Annotated in this window: 18 protein-coding genes; 11 read left to right on the top strand and 7 right to left on the bottom strand. The window is 77.7% G+C overall.

The genetic code is table 11. The annotated features are described in order from the left end of the window. The first annotated feature begins 66 nt into the window (after positions 1-66). Positions 67-618: a hypothetical protein gene (locus DQ241_RS20865; protein WP_199584397.1), complete on the top strand. Its 552-nt coding sequence runs from the start codon at positions 67-69 to the stop codon at positions 616-618. A 6-nt stretch (positions 619-624) separates the two neighbouring features. On the opposite strand, the gene DQ241_RS10810 is transcribed toward DQ241_RS20865, so the two are convergent. After that, positions 625-1,305, bottom strand: coding sequence for a GyrI-like domain-containing protein (locus tag DQ241_RS10810; RefSeq protein WP_113830180.1), 681 nt, complete (start codon positions 1,303-1,305; stop codon positions 625-627). 31 nt (positions 1,306-1,336) lie between these two features. Continuing rightward, a complete protein-coding gene (locus DQ241_RS10805) occupies positions 1,337-1,969 on the bottom strand; it encodes a hypothetical protein (RefSeq protein WP_113830179.1) in 633 nt (210 codons plus the stop codon). A 179-nt stretch (positions 1,970-2,148) separates the two neighbouring features. Between DQ241_RS10805 and DQ241_RS10800 the strand changes: the two genes are divergently transcribed. From DQ241_RS10800 to DQ241_RS10775, 7 genes are all read left to right on the top strand, one after another. Further along, the gene (locus DQ241_RS10800) at positions 2,149-2,652 is read left to right on the top strand and encodes a potassium channel family protein (protein WP_199584395.1); all 504 of its coding nucleotides are present in this window, start codon (positions 2,149-2,151) and stop codon (positions 2,650-2,652) included. Between the two features lie 174 nt (positions 2,653-2,826). Further along, positions 2,827-4,311 carry an amino acid permease gene (locus DQ241_RS10795; protein WP_113830177.1) on the top strand — a complete coding sequence of 495 codons (1,485 nt, stop codon included), beginning with the start codon at positions 2,827-2,829 and terminating at the stop codon, positions 4,309-4,311. Between the two features lie 26 nt (positions 4,312-4,337). Continuing rightward, entirely contained in the window at positions 4,338-5,591 is a 1,254-nt protein-coding gene (locus DQ241_RS10790) for an arginine deiminase (RefSeq protein ID WP_113830176.1), read from the top strand. A 5-nt stretch (positions 5,592-5,596) separates the two neighbouring features. After that, complete coding sequence (argF, locus tag DQ241_RS10785) at positions 5,597-6,610, top strand: ornithine carbamoyltransferase (RefSeq protein WP_370444377.1); 1,014 nt, start codon at positions 5,597-5,599, stop codon at positions 6,608-6,610. A gap of 1 nt (position 6,611) precedes the next feature. Continuing rightward, positions 6,612-7,547, top strand: a complete 936-nt coding sequence (locus DQ241_RS10780) for a carbamate kinase (RefSeq protein WP_113830175.1) — start codon at positions 6,612-6,614, stop codon at positions 7,545-7,547. Between the two features lie 494 nt (positions 7,548-8,041). Next, positions 8,042-8,812: a hypothetical protein gene (locus tag DQ241_RS20570; RefSeq protein WP_158545915.1), complete on the top strand. Its 771-nt coding sequence runs from the start codon at positions 8,042-8,044 to the stop codon at positions 8,810-8,812. Then, the gene (locus DQ241_RS10775; RefSeq protein ID WP_158545914.1) at positions 8,809-11,532 is read left to right on the top strand and encodes a GNAT family N-acetyltransferase; all 2,724 of its coding nucleotides are present in this window, start codon (positions 8,809-8,811) and stop codon (positions 11,530-11,532) included. The genes DQ241_RS20570 and DQ241_RS10775 overlap by 4 nt, the downstream gene beginning before the upstream one ends. A gap of 8 nt (positions 11,533-11,540) precedes the next feature. On the opposite strand, the gene DQ241_RS10770 is transcribed toward DQ241_RS10775, so the two are convergent. Together DQ241_RS10770 and ppsA are read right to left on the bottom strand one after the other, a co-directional pair. After that, positions 11,541-12,458, bottom strand: coding sequence for a universal stress protein (locus tag DQ241_RS10770; RefSeq protein WP_113830173.1), 918 nt, complete (start codon positions 12,456-12,458; stop codon positions 11,541-11,543). Beyond that, on the bottom strand, positions 12,455-14,812 hold the full coding sequence (gene ppsA / locus DQ241_RS10765) for a phosphoenolpyruvate synthase (protein WP_199584388.1): 2,358 nt from the start codon (positions 14,810-14,812) through the stop codon (positions 12,455-12,457). The genes DQ241_RS10770 and ppsA overlap by 4 nt, the downstream gene beginning before the upstream one ends. Before the next feature lie 176 nt (positions 14,813-14,988). Here ppsA and DQ241_RS10760 point away from each other — a divergent pair, with 176 nt between their 5' ends. Both DQ241_RS10760 and DQ241_RS10755 read left to right on the top strand, forming a co-directional pair. Further along, positions 14,989-17,505: a cation-translocating P-type ATPase gene (locus DQ241_RS10760; protein ID WP_113830172.1), complete on the top strand. Its 2,517-nt coding sequence runs from the start codon at positions 14,989-14,991 to the stop codon at positions 17,503-17,505. Between the two features lie 100 nt (positions 17,506-17,605). Further along, a complete protein-coding gene (locus DQ241_RS10755) occupies positions 17,606-18,646 on the top strand; it encodes an alcohol dehydrogenase catalytic domain-containing protein (protein WP_113830171.1) in 1,041 nt (346 codons plus the stop codon). Between the two features lie 54 nt (positions 18,647-18,700). Here DQ241_RS10755 and DQ241_RS10750 read toward each other — a convergent pair whose 3' ends face one another. After that, positions 18,701-19,729, bottom strand: a complete 1,029-nt coding sequence (locus tag DQ241_RS10750) for a nitroreductase family protein (RefSeq protein ID WP_199584387.1) — start codon at positions 19,727-19,729, stop codon at positions 18,701-18,703. A 107-nt stretch (positions 19,730-19,836) separates the two neighbouring features. Further along, complete coding sequence (locus DQ241_RS10745; RefSeq protein WP_113830170.1) at positions 19,837-20,418, bottom strand: flavodoxin domain-containing protein; 582 nt, start codon at positions 20,416-20,418, stop codon at positions 19,837-19,839. 220 nt (positions 20,419-20,638) lie between these two features. Between DQ241_RS10745 and DQ241_RS10740 the strand changes: the two genes are divergently transcribed. Continuing rightward, positions 20,639-21,313 (top strand): response regulator transcription factor, encoded by a 675-nt coding sequence (locus DQ241_RS10740; protein WP_304554700.1) that lies wholly within the window; start codon positions 20,639-20,641, stop codon positions 21,311-21,313. 30 nt (positions 21,314-21,343) lie between these two features. Here DQ241_RS10740 and DQ241_RS10735 read toward each other — a convergent pair whose 3' ends face one another. Further along, positions 21,344-23,062 carry a GAF domain-containing protein gene (locus tag DQ241_RS10735; protein ID WP_199584385.1) on the bottom strand — a complete coding sequence of 573 codons (1,719 nt, stop codon included), beginning with the start codon at positions 23,060-23,062 and terminating at the stop codon, positions 21,344-21,346. Positions 23,063-23,074 lie beyond the last annotated feature (12 nt).

The following is a 23,074-nucleotide window of genomic DNA, read 5'->3' as shown; positions in this document are numbered from 1 at the left end:
GAGGGCGGTGCCACCGGTGACTTCCGACCCGGGAGCGCGGGGCCCGGTGGTGCCAGCCTGGAGGGCGTGCGATCCAGCCGAGCCGCCGCGGAGGCCGCGATGTCCCTCGATCCCGTCCACGCCGACCCGCGGTCCGACGGGCACGGCCGGGCCACCGCGTTCGGGGTGCCGTGCGAGCGGGACGGCACGACGGTCATCACCGCCACCGCGGCCCGCACGCACACCGCGACGCGGACACCCGGCGCGGCGGGGGACCGGCGCCGCTTCGACGCGGGGATGGGCGGCACCCGGCCCCTCGGCGCGTTCGTGCTGCGCCGCGGGCGGGTGCGCTGGCACCCGGCCGTCGACGTCACCCGCGTGCTCACCACCGCGGAGGTCGTCGTCGGCGCGGTCCTGGTCGCGCGCCGGCTGGCGGCCCGCCCGTCCGGCGCCAAGGCGCTGGTCACCATGGGGCCCGGCGGCTGGGTCAGCATGAAGGGCGGCGCGATGGCGGTCCGTCCCGCGGAGCGGGGCTGGCGTCGCGACCGCCGGTCCCCGACCCCGGCCCCGCCGGCGCAGCGCCGTCCCTGGTGGGCGCGGCTGCTGTCGGCCAAGACGCTGGAGTCCCTGCTGCGGTGAACCGGCTCAGGACCGGCGCCCCCAGCGGAACCACGCGACGGGCCCGACGAAGTTCACCGCGATCACCGCGGCCCACACCGACTTGCGGCCGTTGACCCGCTCCGGCGGGCGGGTCGCCAGGTCCGCCCAGGCCGTCGCGGCCAGCGAGAGCTGCACCGAGGCCAGCACGAGCACCGCGGTCTGCTGCGCCGGGCTCAGATCCCGCCACCGCCGTCGGCCCACCGGCGCTCCCGGATCGCGGGTGCAGGGCAGGCGCACCGCCGTCCGCGGCTGCGGACCCCCCGGCTCGTCGAGGTAGGACTCCCACGCGTCGCCGGCGGGCCGGTGGCCGTGGGCGGTCAGCCAGCGGGTGAGCGCGTCGTAGGTCTCGCCCACCGACTCGTAGGAGCCGTGGTGGAGGGCGGTGACGGCCGGCCCGCCGGGCAGGACCAGCGGCACCACCCGCCCCGATGGCTCCAGCGGCCCGTCGGACGGGAAGCCCGCCTCGACCTCGAAGCCGTCGCCGGACTCCCGGTAGCGCGCGAACGGTGGTCCGGCGGGCGCGCGGTGCTGCTCGGCCAGCACCTGCAGGACGTCGGTGTAGGCGGCGGACAGGAAGCCGGGCAGCTCCGCCGGGGTGACGTGCCCCCGAACGACCGCCGCTGCCGTCGGTGCCGACTCGACCAGCGCGACCGGGCCGGTGGTCATGACCGGTGCTCCTCGTGCACGTGCTGCTCCCTCATCCGTGGACGACGTCGAGGACGACCCGCGTCGGGTCCTCGACCAGGTAGACCCGGAACGGCCGCTGCGCCGTGGTGCCGACGAACGCCACGGAGGTGCCCTCGAAGGTGGTGTCCCAGACGACCTCGGTCACCACCTCGGTGCCGGCGCCCGGCAGGGTGCCGCCGGCGTACTCCTCGATCCCGGTCTCGGTCGGGTAGCCGACACCGGTGAGCGTGACCTGCAGGATCGCCGCGCCGTCCACCGCGATCGGCGCCCCGCTGCCCTGGCTGCTGGCCTCGGGCACGTACCGGACGTCCCACCCGGGGGTTCCGGTGCCGGCCACGTCGAGGACGACTCGGTCGTAGCCGTCGTGCCGGCCGGTGCGGATCCCGGTCACCGTGACGGCGGCGTCCGCGGAGGCCTGCGCGGTGTCCGGCTCCACGTCCGCCGGGAACGGGGGCGCGTCGGGCCGGCCGTCGTCCTCGGTGCCGGGGGTGCCCGACGGCGAGCCGGAGGTGGCGGGAGCGGAGCTGGTGGCCGTGGACGGCGGGGGTGATGCGCCGGGATCGTCCTCGTCGTCGCCGCAGGCCGAGAGGAGACCGGCGACCACCAGGACCGGCAGGAGGACGGCGGCGCGGCGCGGGCTCATGCACCCACCGTGGCGGGCCGACCCGGCGGGCGCCCGGGCCGAACGGTGCGCGCGCGGCCGTCGAAGGTCCCGCCCGGGGACGTCGGCCCCTGCTGCCCCGGTACCTCCGGCCATCGCGGGGCCGGGGCCGGGCGGCTTCGCTGGCGCAGAGCAGCGCCCGAGGAGGAGGTCAGCCCATCGTGGGTCCGGCACGGCGACGGCGGCGCACCGCACCCGTCGTGGTGCTGGGGCTCGTGCTGGTCGCCTACTACCTCGTGCCGGTCCGCGAACCCGCGGCGGAGACCGGCACGCTGCTCCGCGCGGTCGGCACCGCCGCGGTGCTGGCCGCGGCGGCGTGGTTCGTCGCCCGGGAGGTCCTCCGCGACGCGCACGCCGACGCCGCAGCCGTCCGGCTGGACCGGTTGCTGGTCGCCCTGGTCGTCGGCATCGTCGTCTCCGCCCTCGCCGACTACCTGGTGGCCACCGGCGGCGAGGGGCAGTTCGTCGGGCTGCGGACGCGGACCGACGCCCTCTACTTCGCGCTGGCGATGCTGGCCACGGTCGGGTACGGCGACGTGCACGCCGCCGGCCAGCTGGCCCGGCTGGTGGTGAGCGTGCAGATGCTGTTCAACGCCGCGGTGCTGGCCGCGGCCGTGCAGATCTTCTGGCGGGTGGTCGTCACCCGCCGCACCGACGGCGGCTGACCGGTCCGGAGCAGGCGAGCACGGACGGGCGAGGCCGAAGGTCCCGGGCGCGGACCCCGGCGGGGGGCGGCGGGTCATCCCGCTGCCCGACCTTGGTCCCTGGGGCCGCGACGTCCCCGCGGCCAGGCTCGTCCCGGCTGCGACGGCGCAGCTCACGACCCCAGGAGACCGGACATGACCCGTTCCACGACGCTCGAGGCAGCCGCGGGCTCCTCGCCCGAGCCCCCGCCCGCCGAGCACCGGTTCGGCCTCCCCACCGCGACGGCCCTGGTGGTCGGCTCCGTCATCGGCACCGGGGTCTTCGCCCTGCCGGCCGCGCTGGCGGTGTACGGGCCGATCAGCCTCGTCGCCTTCGTCCTCGTCACGGTCGGGGCGCTGGCCCTGGCGCTGACCTTCGGGGCGCTGTCCCGGCGGCTGCCCGGCTCGGGAGGTCCGTACGTCTACGCGCGGGAGGCGTTCGGCGAGTTCGCCGGGTTCCTCAACGCCTGGTCCTACTGGATCACCGCGTGGGCCGGCAACGCGGCGATCGTCGTGGCCTGGGTCGGCTACGTGGAGGTCTTCTGGAACACCGGGCACGACACCGCCTGGTCCATCGTGATCGCGCTGGTGGGCCTCTGGATCCCGGCCGCGGTCAACCTCTCCGGGCTGCGCAACACCGGCGCGCTGCAGGTGGTGACCACGGTCCTCAAGTTCGTGCCGCTGCTGCTCATGGCCACCGTCGGCCTGCTCTTCGTGGACGTGGACAACTTCGGGGCCTTCAACGGCTCGGGCATGTCCGCCTGGGGGGCCATCTCCGCCGCGTCGGCGATCGCGCTGTTCAGCTACCTGGGCATCGAGACCGCCTCCGTCGCCGCCGGCCGGGTGGCGGACCCGACCCGCAACGTCGGCCGGGCGACCGTCCTCGGCACCATCGGCTGCGCCGTCGTGTACATCCTCGGCACGGTCACCGTCTTCGGCACCGTGCCGAACGCCGCGCTGCAGGACTCGACCGCCCCCTTCACCGACTCCGCCGACGCCATCGTCGGCGGCACCTGGGCGGGCCAGGCCGTCGCGGTGGCGGCCATCGTGTCCGGTCTGGGCGCGCTCATCGGCTGGACCCTCATCGTCGCGGAGATGCCGCTGGCCGCGGCGCAGGACCGGCTCTTCCCGGTCCAGTTCGCCCGGACCCGGCGCGGCGTGCCCGCGTTCGGCATCGTCGTCTCGACGCTGCTGGCCTCCGCGCTCACCGTGGTCAGCTACACCAGCTTCGCCACCGTCTTCACCACGATCGTCCTGCTGAGCGTCCTCACCGCGGTCATCCCGTACCTGTTCAGCGCGGCCGCCCAGCTGTACTGGCTGGTCACCCGCGGGCGCAGCACCAGCCCGGCGCGGCTCGCGCGCGACCTCGGGGTCAGCGCGCTGGCCCTGGTCTTCTCCTTCTGGGCACTGGCCGGCAGCGGCTACCAGGCCGTCTACTACGGCGTCTTCTGCCTCTTCCTCGGCGTGCCCGTCTACATCTGGATGAAGTCCGCGCGGCACGAGTACGGCGAGGGCCCGGCCGCCGAGGCCGGGACGCCGCCGGTCCCCGACCAGCTGCCGCTGACCCTGGGCGGGCCGCTCCCCGCCGACGTCGCCCTCCCGGAGCAGCGCCCGGCGCCGCTCGACGGCAGCCGGCGCTGACCCGACCGATCCGAGAGGAAACCGAGATGCCCCAGGCACTGGGCGTGCACTCCGAGGTCGGGGTGCTGCGCCAGGCGATCGTCCACCGTCCCGGTCTCGAGCTGTCCCGGCTCACGCCGGCCAACTGCCGCGACCTGCTCTTCGACGACGTCCTCTGGGCCGAGCGCGCCCGCGAGGAGCACGACGTCTTCGCCGACGTCCTCCGCTCGCGCGGCGTGACCGTCCACCACTTCGGCGACCTGCTCGCCGAGACGCTCAAGTCGGCGGAGGCGCGGGCCTTCGTGCTCGACCGCGTCGTCACCGACCGGGCGCTGGGCCCCGCGCTGGCCCGCTCGGTCCGCGCGCTGGCCGACGACACCGGCCCCGGCGACCTGGCCGAGCTGCTCGTCGGCGGCATCACCCGGGCCGACCTGTCGCCGCTGCGGGTCGGCAGCCTGCGGTGGCAGACGATGGACCTCGACGACTTCGTCCTGCCCCCGCTGCCCAACACGCTGTTCCAGCGCGACAACTCGGCCTGGATCGGCGCCGGCGTGACCGTCAACCCCATGGCCATGCCGGCGCGGCGCCGCGAGTCGGTGCACAGCCGCGCGGTCTACCGGTTCCACCCGCTGTTCGCCGGGGCGACCTTCCCCACCTACTACGGGGACGACGACGCCGACCACCAGCCGGCCACGCTGGAGGGCGGGGACATCCACGTGCTCGGCTCCGGTGTCGTCCTGATCGGCATGGGGGAGCGCTCCACGCCGATGGGGGTGGAGATCCTCGCCCGCGCCCTGTTCGCCGCCGGCGCCGCCCGGCAGGTGATCGCCGTCGAGCTGCCCCGCTCGCACGCGCAGATGCACCTGGACACCGTGCTGACCATGGTCGACCGGGACACCTTCGTCCGGTACCCGTACCTCGAGGCGGCCTCGCTGCGGCCCTGGGTGGTCACCCCGGCCGATCCGGAGGAGGTGCTCGACCGCGGTGACGCGGGTCTGCGCATCGAGCGGCGCGAGGACCTGTTCGCCACCATCGCCGAGGCCCTGGAGCTCGACCGGGTCCGGGTGCTCACCGCCGACGAGGACGCGCGCAGCGCCCAGCGGGAGCAGTGGAACGACGCGGACAACTTCCTCGCCGTGGCGCCGGGCGTCGTGGTCGGCTACGAGCAGAACACGGTGACCAACGCGCTGCTGCGCGACGCCGGTATCGAGGTGCTGGCCATCCCGGGCAGCGAGCTCGGCCGGGGTCGCGGTGGCGCCCGCTGCATGACCTGCCCGATCCAGCGGGACGGCGTCGCGTGACCGCCGTGCAGCAGCGCCGCGCCCCCGCCCGCCACCCGGGCTCGCTGACCAAGGAGCTGGACCTGGACAAGGGGTCCTTCCTCGACCTCGTCGGCCTGGCCGCCCAGCTCAAGCGGGCCAAGGCCGAGGGCCGGGAGACCCGGCGGCTGACCGGTCGCAGCATCGCGCTGGTCTTCCAGAAGAACTCCACCCGCACCCGCTGCGCCTTCGAGGTGGCCGCGGCCGACCAGGGCGCCGCCGTCACCTACCTCGGGCCCGAGGGCAGCCACCTCGGCCGGGAGGAGTCGGTGCGCGACACCGCCCGGGTGCTCGGCCGGCTCTACGACGGCATCGAGTTCCGCGGCTTCGCCCAGGAGACCGTCGAGGAGCTGGCCGACTTCGCCGGCGTCCCGGTCTGGAACGGGCTGACCGACCAGTGGCACCCGACCCAGATGCTGGCCGACGTGCTCACCATGACCGAGCACGCCGGCGCCCCGGTGGAGGAGATCGCCTTCTGCTACACCGGCGACGGCCGCAGCAACGTCGCCCGCTCCCTGCTGGTGACCGGCGCGCTGCTGGGGATGGACGTCCGCGTCGCCGCACCGGCCGTGCTGCAGCCGCCGGCGGACGTGGTGGCCACGGCGCGCGACCTCGCCGGCCGCAGCGGGGCGCGGGTGCTGGTCACCGACGACCCGCGCGCCGCAGTCGCCGGGGCGGCGTTCGTCTACACCGACGTGTGGGTGAGCATGGGGGAGCCGCAGGCCGAGTGGGACGCCCGCGTCCCGGTGCTCCGGCCCTACCGGGTCGATTCCGCGCTGATGGCGGCGACCGGACGGGACGACGCCCGGTTCCTGCACTGCCTGCCGGCGCTGCACGACCGGCGCACCGTGCTGGGCGCGGAGATCCACGACCGCTACGGGCTGGACGGCGTCGAGGTGAGCGACGAGGTGTTCGAGTCCGAGCGGTCGGTGGTGTTCGACCAGGCGGAGAACCGGATGCACACCATCAAGGCGGTCCTCGTCCAGGCCCTGGCGGGCTGAGGTGCGGATCCTGGTCGCCCTGGGCGGCAACGCGCTGCTCGAGCGGGGCGAGCGACCGGACGAGGCGGTGCAGCGCCGGCACGTCCGCCGTGCCGCGGAGGCGCTGGCGCCGCTGGCCGCCGACCACGAGCTCGTCGTCTGCCACGGCAACGGGCCGCAGGTCGGCCTGCTCGCCCTGGAGTCCGAGGCCGACCCCGCGCTGGCCGGGCCCTACCCGCTCGACGTCCTCGGCGCCGAGACGCAGGGCATGATCGGCTACTGGCTCGTCCAGGAGCTGGCCAACGCCGGGGTCCGGCGCCCGGTGGTGGGCGTCCTCACCCAGACCGTCGTGGACCCGGCCGACCCGGGCTTCGCGGCGCCGTCGAAGTTCGTGGGCCGCGGCTACGACCGCGGCACCGCCGAGGACCTCGCCGCCCGCCTCGGCTGGCGGATCGCACCCGACGGCGCCGCGTGGCGCCGGGTCGTGGCCTCGCCGCAGCCGCTGCGGGTCGTGGAGCAGGGGCCGATCCGGCAGCTGGTCGACGGCGGCGCGGTCGTGGTGTGCGGCGGCGGTGGGGGAGTGCCGGTGACGGTGCGGGACGGGCGGCTGTGCGGCGTGGAGGCGGTCGTCGACAAGGACGCCACCGCTGCGCTGCTCGCCCGCGAGCTCGGCGCGGACCGGCTGCTGCTCCTGACCGACGTGCCTGCCGTGCTGCGCGGCTTCGGCACGCCCGGGGCGACGGAGATCCGCCGGCTGACCGACGACGACGCCGCGGCGCTGCCGCTCCCGGCGGGCTCGATGGGGCCCAAGCTCGCCGCCTGCGCCGCGTTCGCGCGCGCCACGGGCCGGCCGGCGGCGATCGGGGCGCTGACAGACGCCGCCGCCGTGCTGGCGGGCGCCGCGGGCACCACCGTGGTGCGGGCGCAGGACCGGCGCGGACGGGTCCTTCGGCCCTGATCGCCCGCGGGGTGGCCGGGCCACGGTGACGGCATGACCGCTGCGCTGCACCCCGTGGACGACCCGGGTGGGGCCGGCGCCACCGCGCGGCCGGCGGTGGTGCTGTCCCTGAACGCCGGAGCCGCATCGCTCAAGGCCGCCGTCCGCGACCCCGGGCGACGGCTGTCGCTGGAGATCACCGGCCTGGACGGCGAGCGGGCACGGGTCGTGGTGACCGGTGGGGGCCCCGTCGTCGAGCACGCGCTGCTGCCCGGCGGGTGGCCGGCGGCCGTGCAGGAGGTGGCGGCCGTCCTGGACCGCCACGGCCTGCGCCCCGACGTCGTCGCGCACCGGGTCGCGCACGGCAGCGCCGTGCTGCGGACCGCCCGCCCGGCCACCCCGCCGCTGCTGGCCCGCCTCCGCGAGGAGGCCCGCGCCGACCCGCTGCAGCTGCCGCGCCAGCTCGCCGTCCTGGACGCCGCCGCGGCGTGCTGGCCCGGGGCCGGCACGTCCTGGTGCCCGACACCGTCTTCCACACCGCGCTGCCGACGGCGGCCACGCTGCTGCCGCTGCCGCCGGACGCCCGCGCGCAGGGGCTGCGCCGCTGGGGGCTGCACGGGCTCGCCGTGCAGAGCGTGGTCGACCTGCTGCCCGGCCTGGGCGACGCCGTCGTCGTCCACCTCGGGCACGCCTGCAGCGTGACCGCGGTGTCGGGCGGCATGCCCCGGGCCACGACCGCGGCGGTCAGCCCGGCCGGAGGTGTCGTCTCGCTGACCGGCAGCGGCGACCTGGACCCCGAGGTGGTGCTCCGCCTGGTCGAGGTGCACGGCGGCTCGGTCGCCGAGGTGCGGCAGCTGCTCCAGCGCCGCTCGGGCGTGGCCGGGATCTCCGGCGGCCGCACCGACGTCGCGGCGCTGCTCTCCGCCGGCGACGCCGCGGCCGACCTCGCGGTGCAGGTGCTCGTGCGCTCGGTGGCGATGGCCGTCGCGGCCGCCGTCACCACCCTGGACCGCTGGGAGGGGCTGGTCTTCACCGGCGGGCTCGGGGCGGGGTCCCCGGAACTGCGGGAACGCGTCTGCGCGCGCCTCCTGCCGCTGCGGCCGGGGGCCGCGGGGCTGCCCGGGCCGCCCAGCGAGCAGCTCGCCGGCTCCGGCCTGGAGGTGCTGGCGGTGCCGGTGGACGAGGAGGCGGTGCTGGACCGCCTGGCCCGCGCGGTCGGCCCGGCGCCCGGCCCGCGCTCCGGCGGCCGCCCGTCGGACCGGCGCAGCCCGGCGGCGGACCGGTGAGGCAGGACAAGGACGGACCCGGTGCCGAGATCCCGGAGGCCCCTCCGGCGGCTCCTGCGGCGGACGCCCCGGCGCCCGGTGCGCCGCGCCGCACGCCGCCCCGCCCGGCGCGGGTGCTGCTGCGCGACGGCGTCCCGGCGCTGATCACCGCGCTGGGCCCCGACGACGAGGCGGAGCTGGTGGAGCTGCACACCCGCCTGTCCGACCGCGACCGCTACCTGCGCTTCGCCACGCTGCACCCGCGGGACGTGGCCGGCTACGTGCGCCGCACGCTCGACCCGTCGTACGGCGGGCTCACCCTCGGGGCCCGCGTCCGCGGCCGCCTGGTCGGCGCCGTCCAGCTGCTGCCGGCCGGCGGGGAGCTGGCCGAGGTGGCCGCCGTCGTCGACCCGGGGGAGCGGCACGAGGGCGTGGCCACCGCGCTGCTCGAGGAGCTCGCCGCGACGGCCCTGCGGTGGGGGGTGCGCCGGCTGCAGGCCTACGTCCTGGCGGAGAACGGGCCGATGATGCAGGTGCTCACCGGCCTGGGCATGCCGCTGGAGACGGTCAGCGCCGGCGGCGGGGTCTCCCTGGAGGTGGTCCTGGAGCCCGGCGACCGCTACTGGACGGCCAGCGAGACCCGCTTCCGGACGGCGGCGGCGGCCGGCCTGGCGCCCCTGCTCCGCCCCGGCAGCGTCGTGGTGGTGGGTGCCGGCCGGGGGGAGCGGTCCGTGGGCCGCTCGGTGCTGCGGTCCCTCCGGGCAGCCGGCTTCCCCGGCCCGGTGCACGCGGTCAACCCGTCGGCCGGCGAGCTGGAGGGGTATCCGTGCCACCGGTCGGTGGCCGACGTCCCGGGCCCCGTCGACCTCGCCGTCCTGGCCGTCCCCGCGGTCGGCATCGAGGCGGTCGTGGAGGAGTGCGGTCGGGCCGGCGTCCGCGGGCTGGTGGTGCTCTCCGGGGGTTTCCCCGCCGTGCCGGGGCTGGCCGGCCGGGTGCGGGCGCTCGTGGACCGGTACGGCATGCGGATGGTGGGCCCCAACAGCGTGGGCGTCGCCGCGCCCGGCGCCCCCGCCCTCCTCGACGCGACCTTCGCCGGCCGCACCCCGCCGACCGGCGACCTCGGCCTGGTGGCGCAGTCCGGCGGGGTGGTGCTGGCCGCGCTCGCCGCCTGGCAGCGGATCGGGCTGGGCGTGTCCGCGGTGGCCGCGATCGGCGACGCGCACGACGTGGGGGCCCGCGACCTGCTCGCCTGGTTCGACGAGGACCCGGGCACCCGGCTGGTGGTGCTCTACGCCGAGTCCGAGCCCGACCTCCGGGGGCTGGCCCGCACCGCGGAGCACCTGGCCCGGCGCATGCCCGTGCTCGCCCTGGAGCCGGGTACCTCGGCCGCCGGGGCCCGCGCCGCCGCCTCGCACACCGCGCGGTCGGCCACCCCGCACGCCGTCCGCGAGGCCGCCTACGCCGCCGCGGGCATCCAGGGCGTGGGCGAGCTCGGCACGCTCAGCGCCGCGGTGGCCCTGCTGCAGGGCCAGCCGCTGCCGCGACCGGGGACCGTCGTGGTGCTCACCAACCTGGGCGGGGGCGGGGTGCTCGCCGCCGATGCCTGCGCCGCCGAGGGGCTGCCGCTGGAACCGCTGCCCGAGGACCTGCGGGCGCGGCTGGAGGCGGTGCTGCCCCCGCTGGCCAGCACCGCCAACCCGGTGGACACGGGGGCCGCGGTGCCGGCCGACGCCTTCGCCGCGGCGCTGCGCGAGCTGCTCGAGGACCGGCGGGTGGGCGCCGTCCTCACGGTCACCGCGCCGACCGGGGTCAGCGATCCCGGGCCGGCGGTCGCGGGCGCAGTCGCGGCCGCCCGGGACCCCGCCCCGGTGGTCGACGTCCGGTTCGCCGGGGCGGACCCGCTGTGCCGGCTGCCGCTGGAGCCGGGATCGGATCGCTTCGTCCCCTCGGTGACCGAGCCGGCGCTCGCCGCCCGCGCCCTGGCCGTGGCCTGGCGCCGGGCCGCCTGGCTGCGGCGCCCGGGGTGCGGCGCGGTGCCGCCGGAGGGGGTCGACGTCGTGGCCGCCCGCGCGGTGGTCGCGGCGGTGCTCGCGCGGGCGCCCGGGGGCGACTGGCTGCTGCCGTACGAGGTGGGGGCGCTGTGCGCGGCCGCCGCCCTGCCGGTCGTCCCGGCCACGTGGGCGCCCACGCCGGCGGACGCGGCGGCCGCCGCCGCGGCCCTGGGCGGTCCGGTCGCGGTCAAGGGGACGGTGCGGGGCGTCGTGCACAAGGGCGACGCCGGGCTCCTGCGGCTGCCGGTCTCCGACCCGGCGGAGGTGGCCGCCACCGTGACCGGGTGGCAGGAGCGGGCGGGAGAGGCGTGGCTGGGCGCCGTGGTGCAGCCGCTGGCCGAGGCGGGCGACGAACTGCTCGTCGGCGCCGTCCGCGACGCCGCCGCGGGGGCGGTGGTGCTGCTCGGGCCCGGTGGGCGGGCCACCGACGCCCTCGGCCACCGGGTGCACCGCCTCGCCCCGGTGACGGACGCGGACGTCGAGGAGATGCTCCGGGGCACCGGACTGTTCGGCACCGCCCACGGGCGCACGCTGGCCACCGGTGCCGTCGGCGACTGCCTGCGCCGGGTCGCCTGGCTGGCCGACGCGCTCCCGGAGGTGCGGGAGCTGGACGTCAACCCGCTGGTCGTCACGCCCGGCGGGGCGCGGGCGCTGGACGTGCGGGTGCAGGTCGGACCGCTCCCGGCCTGACCGGGCGGTCAGGCCGGGGCGCCCGCCGGGGGCCGGGCCGGCTCGGTCACCGGGACGACCTGCACGGGGCACCCGGCCCGGTGCAGGACGGCGTTCGTCGTGGACCGCAGGGTGCCCAGCACCCCTCCCGGCCGGTGCCGGCGCCCGACGACCAGCAGCTCCGCGGTGAGCGCGGCCGACAGCAGCACCTCGGCGGCGCGCGCCCGCTCGACCACCTGGCGCACCGGCACCTCGGGCAGGCGGGTGGCCCACGGGGCGACGAGGTCGGCGAGCAGCGACTCCTCGCGCCGCTGCGCGGCCTCCGCCCCGACGAGCGGGTCGAGGGCGAGGTGCGCCGGCCCGGGGACCGGGTGCCGCCAGGTGTGCACCGCCACCAGCGGGCAGCCGCGTGCCGCCGCCGCGGCGAAGGCGGCCCCCAGGGCCGCGTCGTCCTCCGGCCCGTCGACCCCCACGACGACGCCGGAACGGCCGGTGACGGTGATCCGGGCCCGCAGCGGGACGACGAGCACCGGGCACTCCGCGGCGCGGGCCACGGCCGCGGCGGTGGAGCCGAGGACGGCGTCCTCCAGCGAGCCGGTGCTGCGGGAGCCCAGGCAGACCAGCTGGGCGGACCGGGCGGCGGCCACGAGCACGTCGGGGGCCTTGCCCTCGACCAGCCGCGACCGGACGGAGAGGCCCGGGAAGCGCCGCCGGAGCTCGTCGGCGGCCGTCTCCAGCACCAGCTCGGCCATCACGTGCATCGCGGCCCGGCCGTCGAACCCCTCGGGTGCCGGGACGCGGGTGCCGGCCGGCCAGGGGAAGGCGAGCAGCAGCTCGAGGGGGGCGCCGCGGCGGCCGGCCTCCTCGGCGGCCAGGAGCGCCGCCGCCGAGGCGTCCGGCGAGCCGTCCAGACCGACGACCACGGGGGCCGGGCGGGCCGCGGTCACGCGCGCGCCCCGCCGGCCCGGGCCGCCTCGAGCAGCAGCCGGCGTTCCGCCCGGGCCAGCGCCCGCCGGGTGGCCGGCACCGCGGCGGGCTCGACCGAGACCGAGGAGATCCCGGCCCGCACCAGGTGGTCGACGTACTCGGGCCGCCGCGACGGGGCCTGCCCGCACAGCGAGGACGGGATGCCCGCGCGGCGCGCGGTCGCGATGACCGAGTCGATGACCGCCAGCACGGCCGGGTCCGCCTCGTCGAACAGCTCGGCCAGGTCGGCGGAGTCGCGGTCGACGCCGAGCACCAGCTGGGTCAGGTCGTTGCTGCCGATGGAGACCCCGCCGACGCCCATCCCGATGTACTCCGGCAGCCAGTGGCCGACCGACGGCACCTCGGCCATGACCCAGCGGCGCAGCCCGCGCTGGCGGCCCAGCGGGCTGGCGTCGATCAGCTCGAGGCAGGCCTCCAGCTCCCAGCCGGTGCGCACGAACGGCACCATCACGGCCACCCCGGGGAACTCCTCCCGGACCCGTGCCAGCGCCTCGAGCTCCAGCCGGAACAGCGAGGGGTCCTGCACGTACCGGAAGCAGCCGCGGTTGCCGATCATCGGGTTGTCCTCGACCGGCTCGTGCGCCTCGCCGCCGGCCAGCCCCCGGAACTCGTTGGTGCGCAGGTCCGCCGTCCGGTAGACGACCGGCCGCGGGGCGAACGGCCGGGCGATGGTGCGCAGCCCGTCCGCCAGGGCGGCCACCACCTGCTCGGACTCCCCGCGGGCGATCATCTCGGCCGGGTGCCGGCCGTCGAGCGCGCGGGTGAGCAGGAGCTCGGCGCGCAGCAGCCCGACGCCGTCCACCGGCAGCGCGGCCACCTCCGCGGCGCGCTCGGGATCGGCCAGGTTCACCTGCAGCCCCGTCGCGGTGACCTCGTCGGCCGGGGCGGGGGCGGTCCGGGGGGCGGCCACCGCCGGGCCGCGGGGCGCCGGCACGGCGGCGGGGGCCGACCGGCCGGGCAGCACGTCGCCGGTGTCCCCGTCCACGGTCACCACGGCCCCGTCGCGCAGGGCGGTGGTGCCGGTGCGCGTGCCGACGACGGCCGGCAGGCCCAGCTCGCGGGCGACGATCGCCGCGTGGCAGGTGATCCCCCCGCTGTCGGTGACCACCGCCGCGGCGCGGCGCATGGCCGGCAGCCAGTCGGGGTTGGTCAGCGGCGCGACGAGCACCTCGCCGTCGAGCAGCCGGTCGCCCTCGGCGGGGGAGTGCAGCACCCGCACCGCACCGGAGGCGCGGCCCGGCGAGGCGGCCAGCCCGTGCAGCACCGGCGCCCCCGCGGGTGCCGCTGCCGCGTCGGTCGCCGCGGGCGCGGGGGCCAGCGTGGTGACCGGCCGGGCCTGCACCAGCCAGAACCGCTCCTCGTCCGCCGCCCACTCGACGTCCTGCGGCTGCCCGTGCAGCGCCTGCACCCGCAGCGCCAGCGCGGCCACCTCCTCGGCCTCGGCCGGGGAGAGCACCGGCTGCTCACCGGGCGTCACCGGTACGGTGCTGTCGCCGCCGTCCGCCCCCCGCACGATCTGCACGTCCTGCGCGCCGCGGTGCACCGAGAGCAGCCGCGGCCCGTCGGCGTCCAGGACGTAGGTGTCGGGCTCGACCCGGCCGCTCACGACGACCTCGCCCTGGCCCCAGGCGGCCTCCAGCACCACGCGGTCGCGGCGGCCGCTGACCGGGTCGGCGGTGAACGCCACCCCGGACCGCCGCGCGTGCACCATCAGCTGCACGACGACGGCGAGATCGGGCACCGCGTCGTGCCCGCGCTCGGCGCGGTAGGCCACCGACCGGGGCGCGAAGACCGACGCCCAGCAGTCGACGACGGCCGCGACCAGGGCCTCGGCGCCGCGGACGTTGGTGTAGCTGGCGTTCATCCCCGCGAACGACGCCTCGCTGCTGTCCTCGCCGACCGCCGAGGAGCGCACGGCGACCGGCGGGTCCTCGCCGAGGCCGGCGTACCCGGCGCGCAGCTCGGCCACCAGCGCGGCCGGGGCCCCGGCCCGGTGGACGACGTCCTGCACCCGCCGGCAGGCGGCCTCCAGCCCGTCGCGCACGTCGGCGGGCGCGCCGGGGCGGGCGGCGGCGAGCGCGGCCCCGTGCAGGCGGGCGAGCTCCTCGGTGGCCCCCGCCTCCGCCATCGCCGCCCGCAGGGCGGGGGCGAGCACGACCAGCCCGTCGGGCACCGGCAGCCCGGCGGCGATCAGGGCCCCGAGGTTGGCGCCCTTCCCGCCGGCCGCCGGCACGTCGGCCATGCCGAGCTCGCGGAGCCGGGCGACCAGGCCCGATCCGGCGACCCGGGTGCGCTCGGTCGCGGGGGCGCTCACCGCGCCCCTCCGGTCGCGCGAGCGGGCAGGGAGGACGGGGAGGCCATGGCAGCTCCTTCGCTGGGGGTCCCGGTCAGCGTGTCGCCCGGTGCGGACGGCAGCCGGAGTCGCCGGTCCCGAGGGGCACGGACCTCCGCCCCTGGGGAGCGGTGCCCCCGGACCCGGAGGCTCGGCCGGTGACCGGGACGGAGCAGCAGCACCGAGACGTCGTCCCCGCGCTCGGCGCGGCGCCCTGGGCGCGGCCCTCGCGGGAGGTGCTCGCGGCGGCCGGGGTCGACCCGCGGGCGGGCCTCCCGGCGGGGGAGGCCGCCGCCCGGCTGGCCGCGGAGGGACCGAACGAGGTGCGCACCCGGCGGCCGGTGTCGCTGCTCGGCTCGATCCTGGCCCAGCTCCGGGACACCCTGATCCTGCTGCTCCTCGGCGCGGCCGTGCTCACCGCCGCGGTCGGCGACGTCGTCGACTGCGCGGTGATCCTGCTCGTGGTGGTCGTCAACACGACCCTGGGCGTGGTCCAGGAGCGGCGGGCGGTCCGCGCGGTGGAGGCGCTCACCGACCTCGTGGCACCCACCGCGCGGGTGCTGCGCGACGGCGGCGACGTCTGGCTGCCGACCCGGGAGCTGGTGCGCGGGGACGTCCTGCGGCTCGCCGCCGGCGACGTCGTGGGCGCCGACGCCCGGCTGCTGCGCTCCTCCCGCCTGCAGGTCGACGAGTCGGTGCTCACCGGCGAGTCGCTGCCGGTGGACCGCGACGCGGACCAGGTCTCGCCCGAGGACGCGCCGCTGGGCGACCGGGCCGGGATGGTGCACGCCGGGACCACCGTGGTCCGCGGCTCGGCCGAGGCGCTCGTGGTGGCCACCGGTGCCCGGAGCGCGGTGGGCCGGGTGTCCACGCTGGTCCAGGACGAGCGCTCCCCGGACACGCCCCTGCAGCGCCGGCTGGACCGGCTCGGCCGGCAGATCGCGGCCGGCGTGGCCGTGGCCTGCCTGCTCTTCGTGGCGTCGGGCCTGCTCCGCGGGCAGCCCTGGGAGACGACGGTCGTCACCGCCGCGGCGCTGGCCGCCGCGGCGGTGCCGGACTCGCTGCCGGCCGTCGTCGCCCTGGCGCTGGCCCGCGGAGCCGCCCGGATGAGCCGGCTGGGCGCCGTGGTGCGCACCCTCCCGGCCGTCGAGACCCTGGGCTCGGTCACCCTGCTGGCGACGGACAAGACCGGCACCCTCACCCGCGGCGCGATGGTGGCCGACCGGCTGTGGACGCCGGCCGAGGGAGAGACGGCGGTCGGACCGGGCCCCGGGCCGGCGGCGCGCGCCCTGCTCGAGGCCGCGGCGCTCTGCAACGACGCCGACCCCTCGGGAGCCGGCGCCGGCGGGGCGGCCGGCGGCGCGGACACCGAGACCTCGCTGGTCCGGGCGGCGCTCGCGGGTGGGCTGGACGTGACGGCGCTGCGGGCGGCCCACCCCCGGCTGTCCGAGGAGCCGTTCGACGCCCTCACCCGCCGCATGACCACCGTCCACCGCGCGCCCGGCGGGGGGACCACCGAGCTGACCAAGGGCGCCCCCGAGGCGCTGCCGCCGGGGCTCCCCGGACTCCCGCAGGCGCTGGAGGTCGCGCACCGGTGGGCCGCCGAGGGCAGCCGGGTGCTCGGCGTCGCCCGGGACGGCGTGCTGCTGGGGGTCGTCGCCCTCGACGACCCCGTCCGGCCCGAGGCCGCCGGCGCGATCGCGGCCTGCCACCGCGCCGGCATCCGGCCGGTGCTGGTCACCGGCGACCACGCCGGCACCGCGGCGGCGGTGGCCCGGGCCGTGGGCCTGGTCGACGACGCGCACCCGGCCGAGGGCGCCGTGCTGGCGCGGGTGGAGCCGGAGGGGAAGCTGCGGCTGGTCGACGCCTGGCAGGACGAGGGCCACGTCGTCGCCATGACCGGCGACGGCGTGAACGACGCCCCGGCGCTCCGGGCCGCCGACATCGGGGTGGCGATGGGGCAGCGCGGCACGGAGGTGGCCAAGCAGGCAGCGGACATCGTCCTGGCCGACGACAGCCTGGCCACCGTGACGGCGGCGGTCGCCGAGGGGCGCCGGGTCTACGACAACGTGCGGCGGTTCGTGGGCTACGGCATGGCCGGCGGGATCAGCGAGGTGCTGGTCATGCTCCTCGGTCCGGTGGTCGGCCTGGCCCTGCCGCTGACCCCGGCGCAGGTGCTGTGGGTCAACCTGCTCACCCACGGGCCGGTCGGCGTGGCCATGGGCGCCGAGCCGCCGTCGCCCGACGTCCTGGCGCGTCCGCCGCGCCGGCCGGACGAAGGCGTGCTGGATCGCGTGCTGACCCGGCAGCTGGCGCTGCTCGCGGTCGCGATCGCGGCCACCTGCCTGGCGGTGGCCGCCTGGTCGGACGCGACCGGGGGTCCCTGGCAGACCCAGCTGTTCGTGACGCTCACGACCGCGCAGCTGTTCCTGGCCCTCGCCGTGCGACCCGGCGGGTCCTGGCGGCGGGGCGTGCGCTCCGGCGCCGGCTGGGTGCCCCTGGCCGCGGCCGGCAGCCTGCTCCTCCTGCTGGCCGGCGTCTACCTGCCGGGCCTCGGGGAGCTGCTGCGGACCGAGCCGCTCGCCGTCGCGGAGCTGCTGCCGGCGGTGGCGGCCGGTGCCGTGCCGGCCGCCCTGCTGCTCGCCGCCCGCGCGCTCGGGGCCCGCGTCGTCTGACCGACGACGGACCTAAGGCCCCCCGACCACGGTCGCCCGGACGTGGCCCGGCACCGGCCGCCGGCGCTGGACTGGCCTCCCGACGACGCAGGAGGCGGACATGAAGGCACTGGTGTACTACGGCCCGGGCAAGCGGTCCTGGGAGGAGGTACCGGAACCGGCGATCGTCGACCCCGACGACGCCGTCGTCCAGGTCGACGCCTTCACCATCTGCGGCACGGACCTGCACATCCTGCGCGGCGACGTGCCGGAGGTGGAGACCGGCCGGATCCTCGGCCACGAGGCCGTCGGCACCGTGCGCGAGGTCGGTCCCGGCGTGCGCACGGTGCAGCCGGGTGACCGGGTGCTGATCTCGTGCATCAGCGCCTGCTGGCGCTGCCGCTTCTGCCGGGAGGCCCGCTACGGGCAGTGCCTGGGCGGCGGGGGATGGGTGCTCGGGCACACGATCGACGGCGTCCAGGCCGAGGCGGTGCGGGTGCCGTTCGCCGACGGATCGGTGCACAAGCTGCCCCACGGGGTCACCGACGAGTCCGCGCTGATGCTCGCCGACATCTTCCCGACCTCCTACGAGGTCGGGGTGCTCAACGGCGGCGTCGGCCCCGGCGACACCGTCGTCGTCGTGGGCGCGGGGCCGATCGGGCTGGCCGCGGTGATCGCCGCCGGGCTCTACACCCCGCAGCGGGTCGTCGTGGTCGACCCGGTGGAGAGCCGGCGCGCGGCCGCGCTCGCCGAGGGCGCGGACCTCGCGCTGTCGCCGGACGACGACGTGCTCGGCAAGGTCCGGGAGCTCACCGACGGGCTGGGCGCCGACGTGACCATCGAGGCGGTCGGCCTGCCCGAGGCGTTCGACCTCGCCGTCGCCCTGGTGCGGCCGGGCGGGCGGGTCGCGAACGTGGGCGTCCACGGCCGCCCGACCACCCTGCACCTCGAGGACCTGTGGATCCGCGACGTCACGATCACCACGGGTCTGGTGGACACCTCCACGACCCCGCTGCTGCTGCGCATGCTCCGGTCGGGGCTGATCGAGACCCGGCGGCTGGTGACCCACGGCTTCGGGTTCGACGAGGTGCCCCGGGCCTACGACGTGTTCGCCGACCCCGGCACCTCCGGGGCGCTCAAGGTGGCGGTGTTCCGCAACTGAACGCGGGAGCGGGCCGCCGGACGTCGCGTCCGGCGGCCCGCTCGCGCGGCGGGTTCAGCCCGGCCGGTCGGCCGACCACGGCCGGTCCGGTGACCAGGGCCGGTCCATGCGGTCGACGGTGTCGGCGAGCGGCCGGCGCCCGGTGCGCGGCACCGGGTCGGCGCTGATGGGCGCCCAGCCCAGCCGGACCAGGATCTGCGGTTCACCGGCCTCGGCCAGCACGGCGGCCTTCAGCTGCGCCCGCGCCGCCGGCACCTCCAGCGGCTGGCTGATCGGGTCGGTCGCCAGACCCAGCCGGGTCGCGGTCAGCAGCACCGCGCTCAGCGCCTCGCCGGCCCGGAGCTGGTCGACGCGGGAGTCGCCGGAGGTGGCGAGCAGGGCCACGACGGTGCCGTCGGTCTCGTCGCGGCCGAGGACCGTCGGGGCCTGCTCGGCGGCGGCGAAGCGGCGCACGGGCACGGTGCCGTCGGCCTGCGGGGGCACGTTGGCCGCGGGCACGCCCTCGCGGGCGCCCCGGGCGGTGCCGGTCCAGCGGGCGACCTCCTGCGCCAGGCCGGGGGTCAGTGCCTGCTCCACCGCGGCGCGCTCGACCAGCCGCGCGACCAGCGACCGGTGCACGCCCGGCAGGATGCGCAGGTCGCCGTCCTGCCCGGCGGCGGCGGCGACCAGCTGCGCCAGGAACTCGGGGGGCACCGGCCAGGTGGAGAAGGCCCGGCGGTCGCTGCGCCGCGTCTCCACGGCGCGGGCCAGCGCCAGGTCGTCCGGCGTCGGCTGCGCGGGCACCGGCTCGACGGCGGCGAGGTGCTCGGGGTGCCCGGGGTCGGGCAGCCGGTGCACCCGGCTGCCGAGCCCGGCGGCGAGCAGGGCCACCCGGAGGTGGTGCAGCGCGGCGCCGCAGCTGATCCGCAGGTCGCGCGCGTCCGGGTCGGTGGCCGGCAGGGCGCGGGTGGCGTCGGCGAACAGGTGGATGCTCGCGTCGCCGATCCGCCAGCGCCACGGCTGCGAGTTGTGCACCGAGGGGGCCAGGTTGGCCAGCGCCACCGCGGCGCGCGCGGTGGAGTGGTCGAGCGACGTGGTCAGCACTGCGGCTCCTCGGGTCGGCGGGATGCCAGCCGAGCCTGCGCCCGGGGGCACGGGCCGCAGGAGTGCCCGAGGTCCTGAGCCGCCGGGACGCAGGGCCCGTGCGGGGCTCAGGCCGTCGCGCTGCCGGCCGCGGACGCCTTCCCGTGCATCGCCGTGGCGATCCGCCGCGCCCAGGCGGCCACGGCGGCCCAGTCGCGGTGGTCGCCGCTGGACCCGCCGGTGAGCCGGTAGAACACCCGGCCCCACAACGGGCTGCGCGTGACGTCGACGACGCCGGTGAAGAGCCGGTGCTCCCGCGGGGTGAAGCCGTGCGGGAAGCCGGTCTCGATCCGGCGCAGCTCGCCGGCGGCCAGGTAGCGGGACACCCGGCCGGAGTCCGGGGAGGCCAGCCCGCCGACGCTGAAGCACCAGACGGGCGCCCCGCTCGCCGCGGCCTTCGGCAGGAAGGCCAGCGCCGGGGGCAGCCAGGCCATGCTGTGCACCGCGCTGCCGACGACGACCACGTCGAAGCCGGCCGGGTCGAGATCATCGGTCACCGCCCGGCAGGTCACCTCCGCCCCGTCCTCGGCGAGGGTGGCAGCGATGCGCTCCGCGATCCCGGCGGTCGAGCCGGCGGCGGTCGCGTAGGCGATCAGCGCGGTGGGGTGCTGTGCGGTCGGGTGCCGTGCCGCGGTCGGGTGCTGTGCCATGGCGCGACCATCGCCCCGCGACCACCCGGCACGGCAGGGGCGGGGGTCACCCGGAGCCGGGACCGGCCCGGTGACCGGCCCCGCCCACCAGGCCCGGTGCGTTCAGGACCTTGGACTCTGCGGGCCGCGCCGGGCCGGTCCTTAGCGTGGCGCGCGGACGCCCGGCCGGGCACCCGAACGCCGCGTGCCCGATCCGGGCCGGGACATGCAGGATGGACACGTGAGCAACGAGCAGTCGAACCCGATCTCGGTCTTCCTCCTCGACGACCACGAGGTCGTGCGCCGGGGGGTCGCCGACGTGCTGGAGGCCTCCGGCGAGATCACCGTTGCCGGGGAGGCGAAGAACGCCTCCGAGGCGCTCGCCCGCGTGCCGGCGCTGCGCCCGGACGTGGCGATCCTCGACGTGCGGCTGCCCGACGGCGACGGCGTGACCGTCTGCCGGGAGCTGCGCTCGAGGATGCCGGAGCTCAAGGTGATCATGCTGACCAGCTACAGCGACGACGAGGCGCTGTTCGAGGCGATCATGGCCGGTGCCTCGGGCTACCTGCTCAAGCAGATCCTGGGGCAGGACCTGGTCAGCGCGGTCCGCACCGTCGCCGCGGGCGGCTCGCTGCTCGACCCCACGGCGACCACCGCCGTCCTCGAGCGCATGCGCCGCGCGGCGGAGCCGGCCGGCCCGCTGGCCTCGCTCAGCGACCAGGAGCGGACCGTGCTCGAGCTGATCGGCGAGGGGCTGACCAACCGGCAGATCGGCGAGCGGATGTTCCTCGCCGAGAAGACGATCAAGAACTACGTCTCCCACCTGCTGGCCAAGCTCGGCCTGGAGCGCCGCACCCAGGCCGCGGTCCTGGCCGCGGAGCTGCGCGGCGCCCCTTCGGGCGGCCGCGGGCGCTGACCCGCCGCCCGCGCGGCGAGCGGTCGGGCCTCAGCGCAGCGGCGCCGACCAGTGCACGCGGGTGCCGCCGTCGGGCAGCGGCGTCGCGCCGGCGTCCCCGCCCCGGCGCCGGGCCCGGTCCTGCAGGTTGCGCAGGCCGCTGCGGGCGGCCCGCTCGTCGATGCCCCGGCCGTCGTCGACCACGTCGACGACCACGTCCTCACCGACGTCGAGGGTGACGGTGACCTGCGACGCGCCGGAGTGCCGCACCACGTTGCTCACCGCCTCGCGGACGACGGCGACGACGTCCGCGGCGAGGTCACCGGTGACCAGGCTGTCCACGGCCCCCGACATGCGCACGGTGGGGGCGACCACGTCGCCGACGGTGCCGGTGACGACGTCCAGCACCTGCCGCCGCAGGCTGTCCCCGCCGTCGGCGGCCTCGGTCGAGTGCAGGTCGAAGATCGTCGTGCGGATGTCCCGGACGGTGTCGTCGAGCTGGCCGATCACGCCCTGGACCCGCTTGCGCGCCTCCGGGTCGGCGAGCCGGGGGAGCACCGACTGCAGCGCCAGCCCCGAGGCGAAGACGCGCTGGATGACCAGGTCGTGCAGGTCGCGGGCGATGCGGTCGCGGTCCTCGTAGACGTCCAGGCGGCGGGCGAGCTGCTGGCGGGCGGCCATGTCCAGGGCCACCGTGACCTGGTCGGCGAAGGCCTCCACGGCGGGCCGCAGGGACGACGCGAAGGCGGGCGCGCCCGCCTTCCGGGCGAGCACGACGACGTAGGAGCCGGCGTCGACGCCGCGCAGCGGGATACCGAGGCACGGCCCCCACGGGACGTGGGAGTTCCACCCCTCGTAGGCCAGGGTGCTCAGGTCGACCGACGCCACACCGGAGGCGGCCTCGACGGCGGCCACCACCGGGCTCTCCGCGGCGGTGATCCGCTGGCCGACCGTCTCCTCCAGGTCCACGGTGCCGCGCTGGACGACGACCGTGTACCGGCCGTCGGCGGGGTCGGGGCCGGCGACCAGCCAGGTGCCGTCCGCCCCGGTGAGGTCGGTCAGCCGGGCGACCACCAGGTCGAGGGCGTCGTCGGGGGACGCGGTGTCGAGCAGGGCCTGGCGGATGTCGGAGACCGCGGCCGCCCACCGGCGCCGGGCCTCGCCCTCCTCGAAGAGGCGGGCGTTGTCGATGGCGATGCCCGCCGCACCGGCGAGCGCGGTGAGCACGGCCTCGTCCTCGGCGGTGAACTCGCCGTGCGCCTTCTCGGTCATGTACAGGTTGCCGAACACCTCCCCGCGCACCAGCACCGGCACCCCGAGGAACGAGTGCATCTCGGGGTGGTGCGGCGGGAACCCGACCGAGGCGGGGTGCTGGCTCAGGTCGGGGATGCGCAGCGGGTAGGGCTCGGTGATCAGCTGCCCGAGCACCCCCTTGCCCTCCGGCAGCGAGCCCATCCGGGCGGCGGTCTCGTCGTCGATGCCCACGTGGATGAAGGCGGCCAGGCCGCCGCCCTCCTTGAGCACGCCGAGCGCGCCGTAGCGCGCCTCGACCAGGCCGACGGCCGCCTCGACCAGCCGGCGCAGGGTGGAGTCCAGGTCCAGGCCCGTGGACACGGTGAGGAAGGCGTCGAGCAGGTGCTGCACCCGTGCCTGGGTGCGGGCGACCACGCCGAGCCGCTCCTGCACCTCCTCGAGGAGTTCGGGCAGCCGCATCGCCGACAGGGCGGTCGCCGTGTCGGGTCCGGGGTCTGCCGAGCGGGGTCCGGGCACGGGGTGGCCTCC

The sequence above is a fragment of the Blastococcus sp. TF02A-30 genome (genome assembly GCF_003319185.1).
Classification (GTDB): Bacteria; Actinomycetota; Actinomycetes; order Mycobacteriales; family Geodermatophilaceae; genus Blastococcus.
This window is presented reverse-complemented; position numbering and strand designations above follow the sequence as displayed.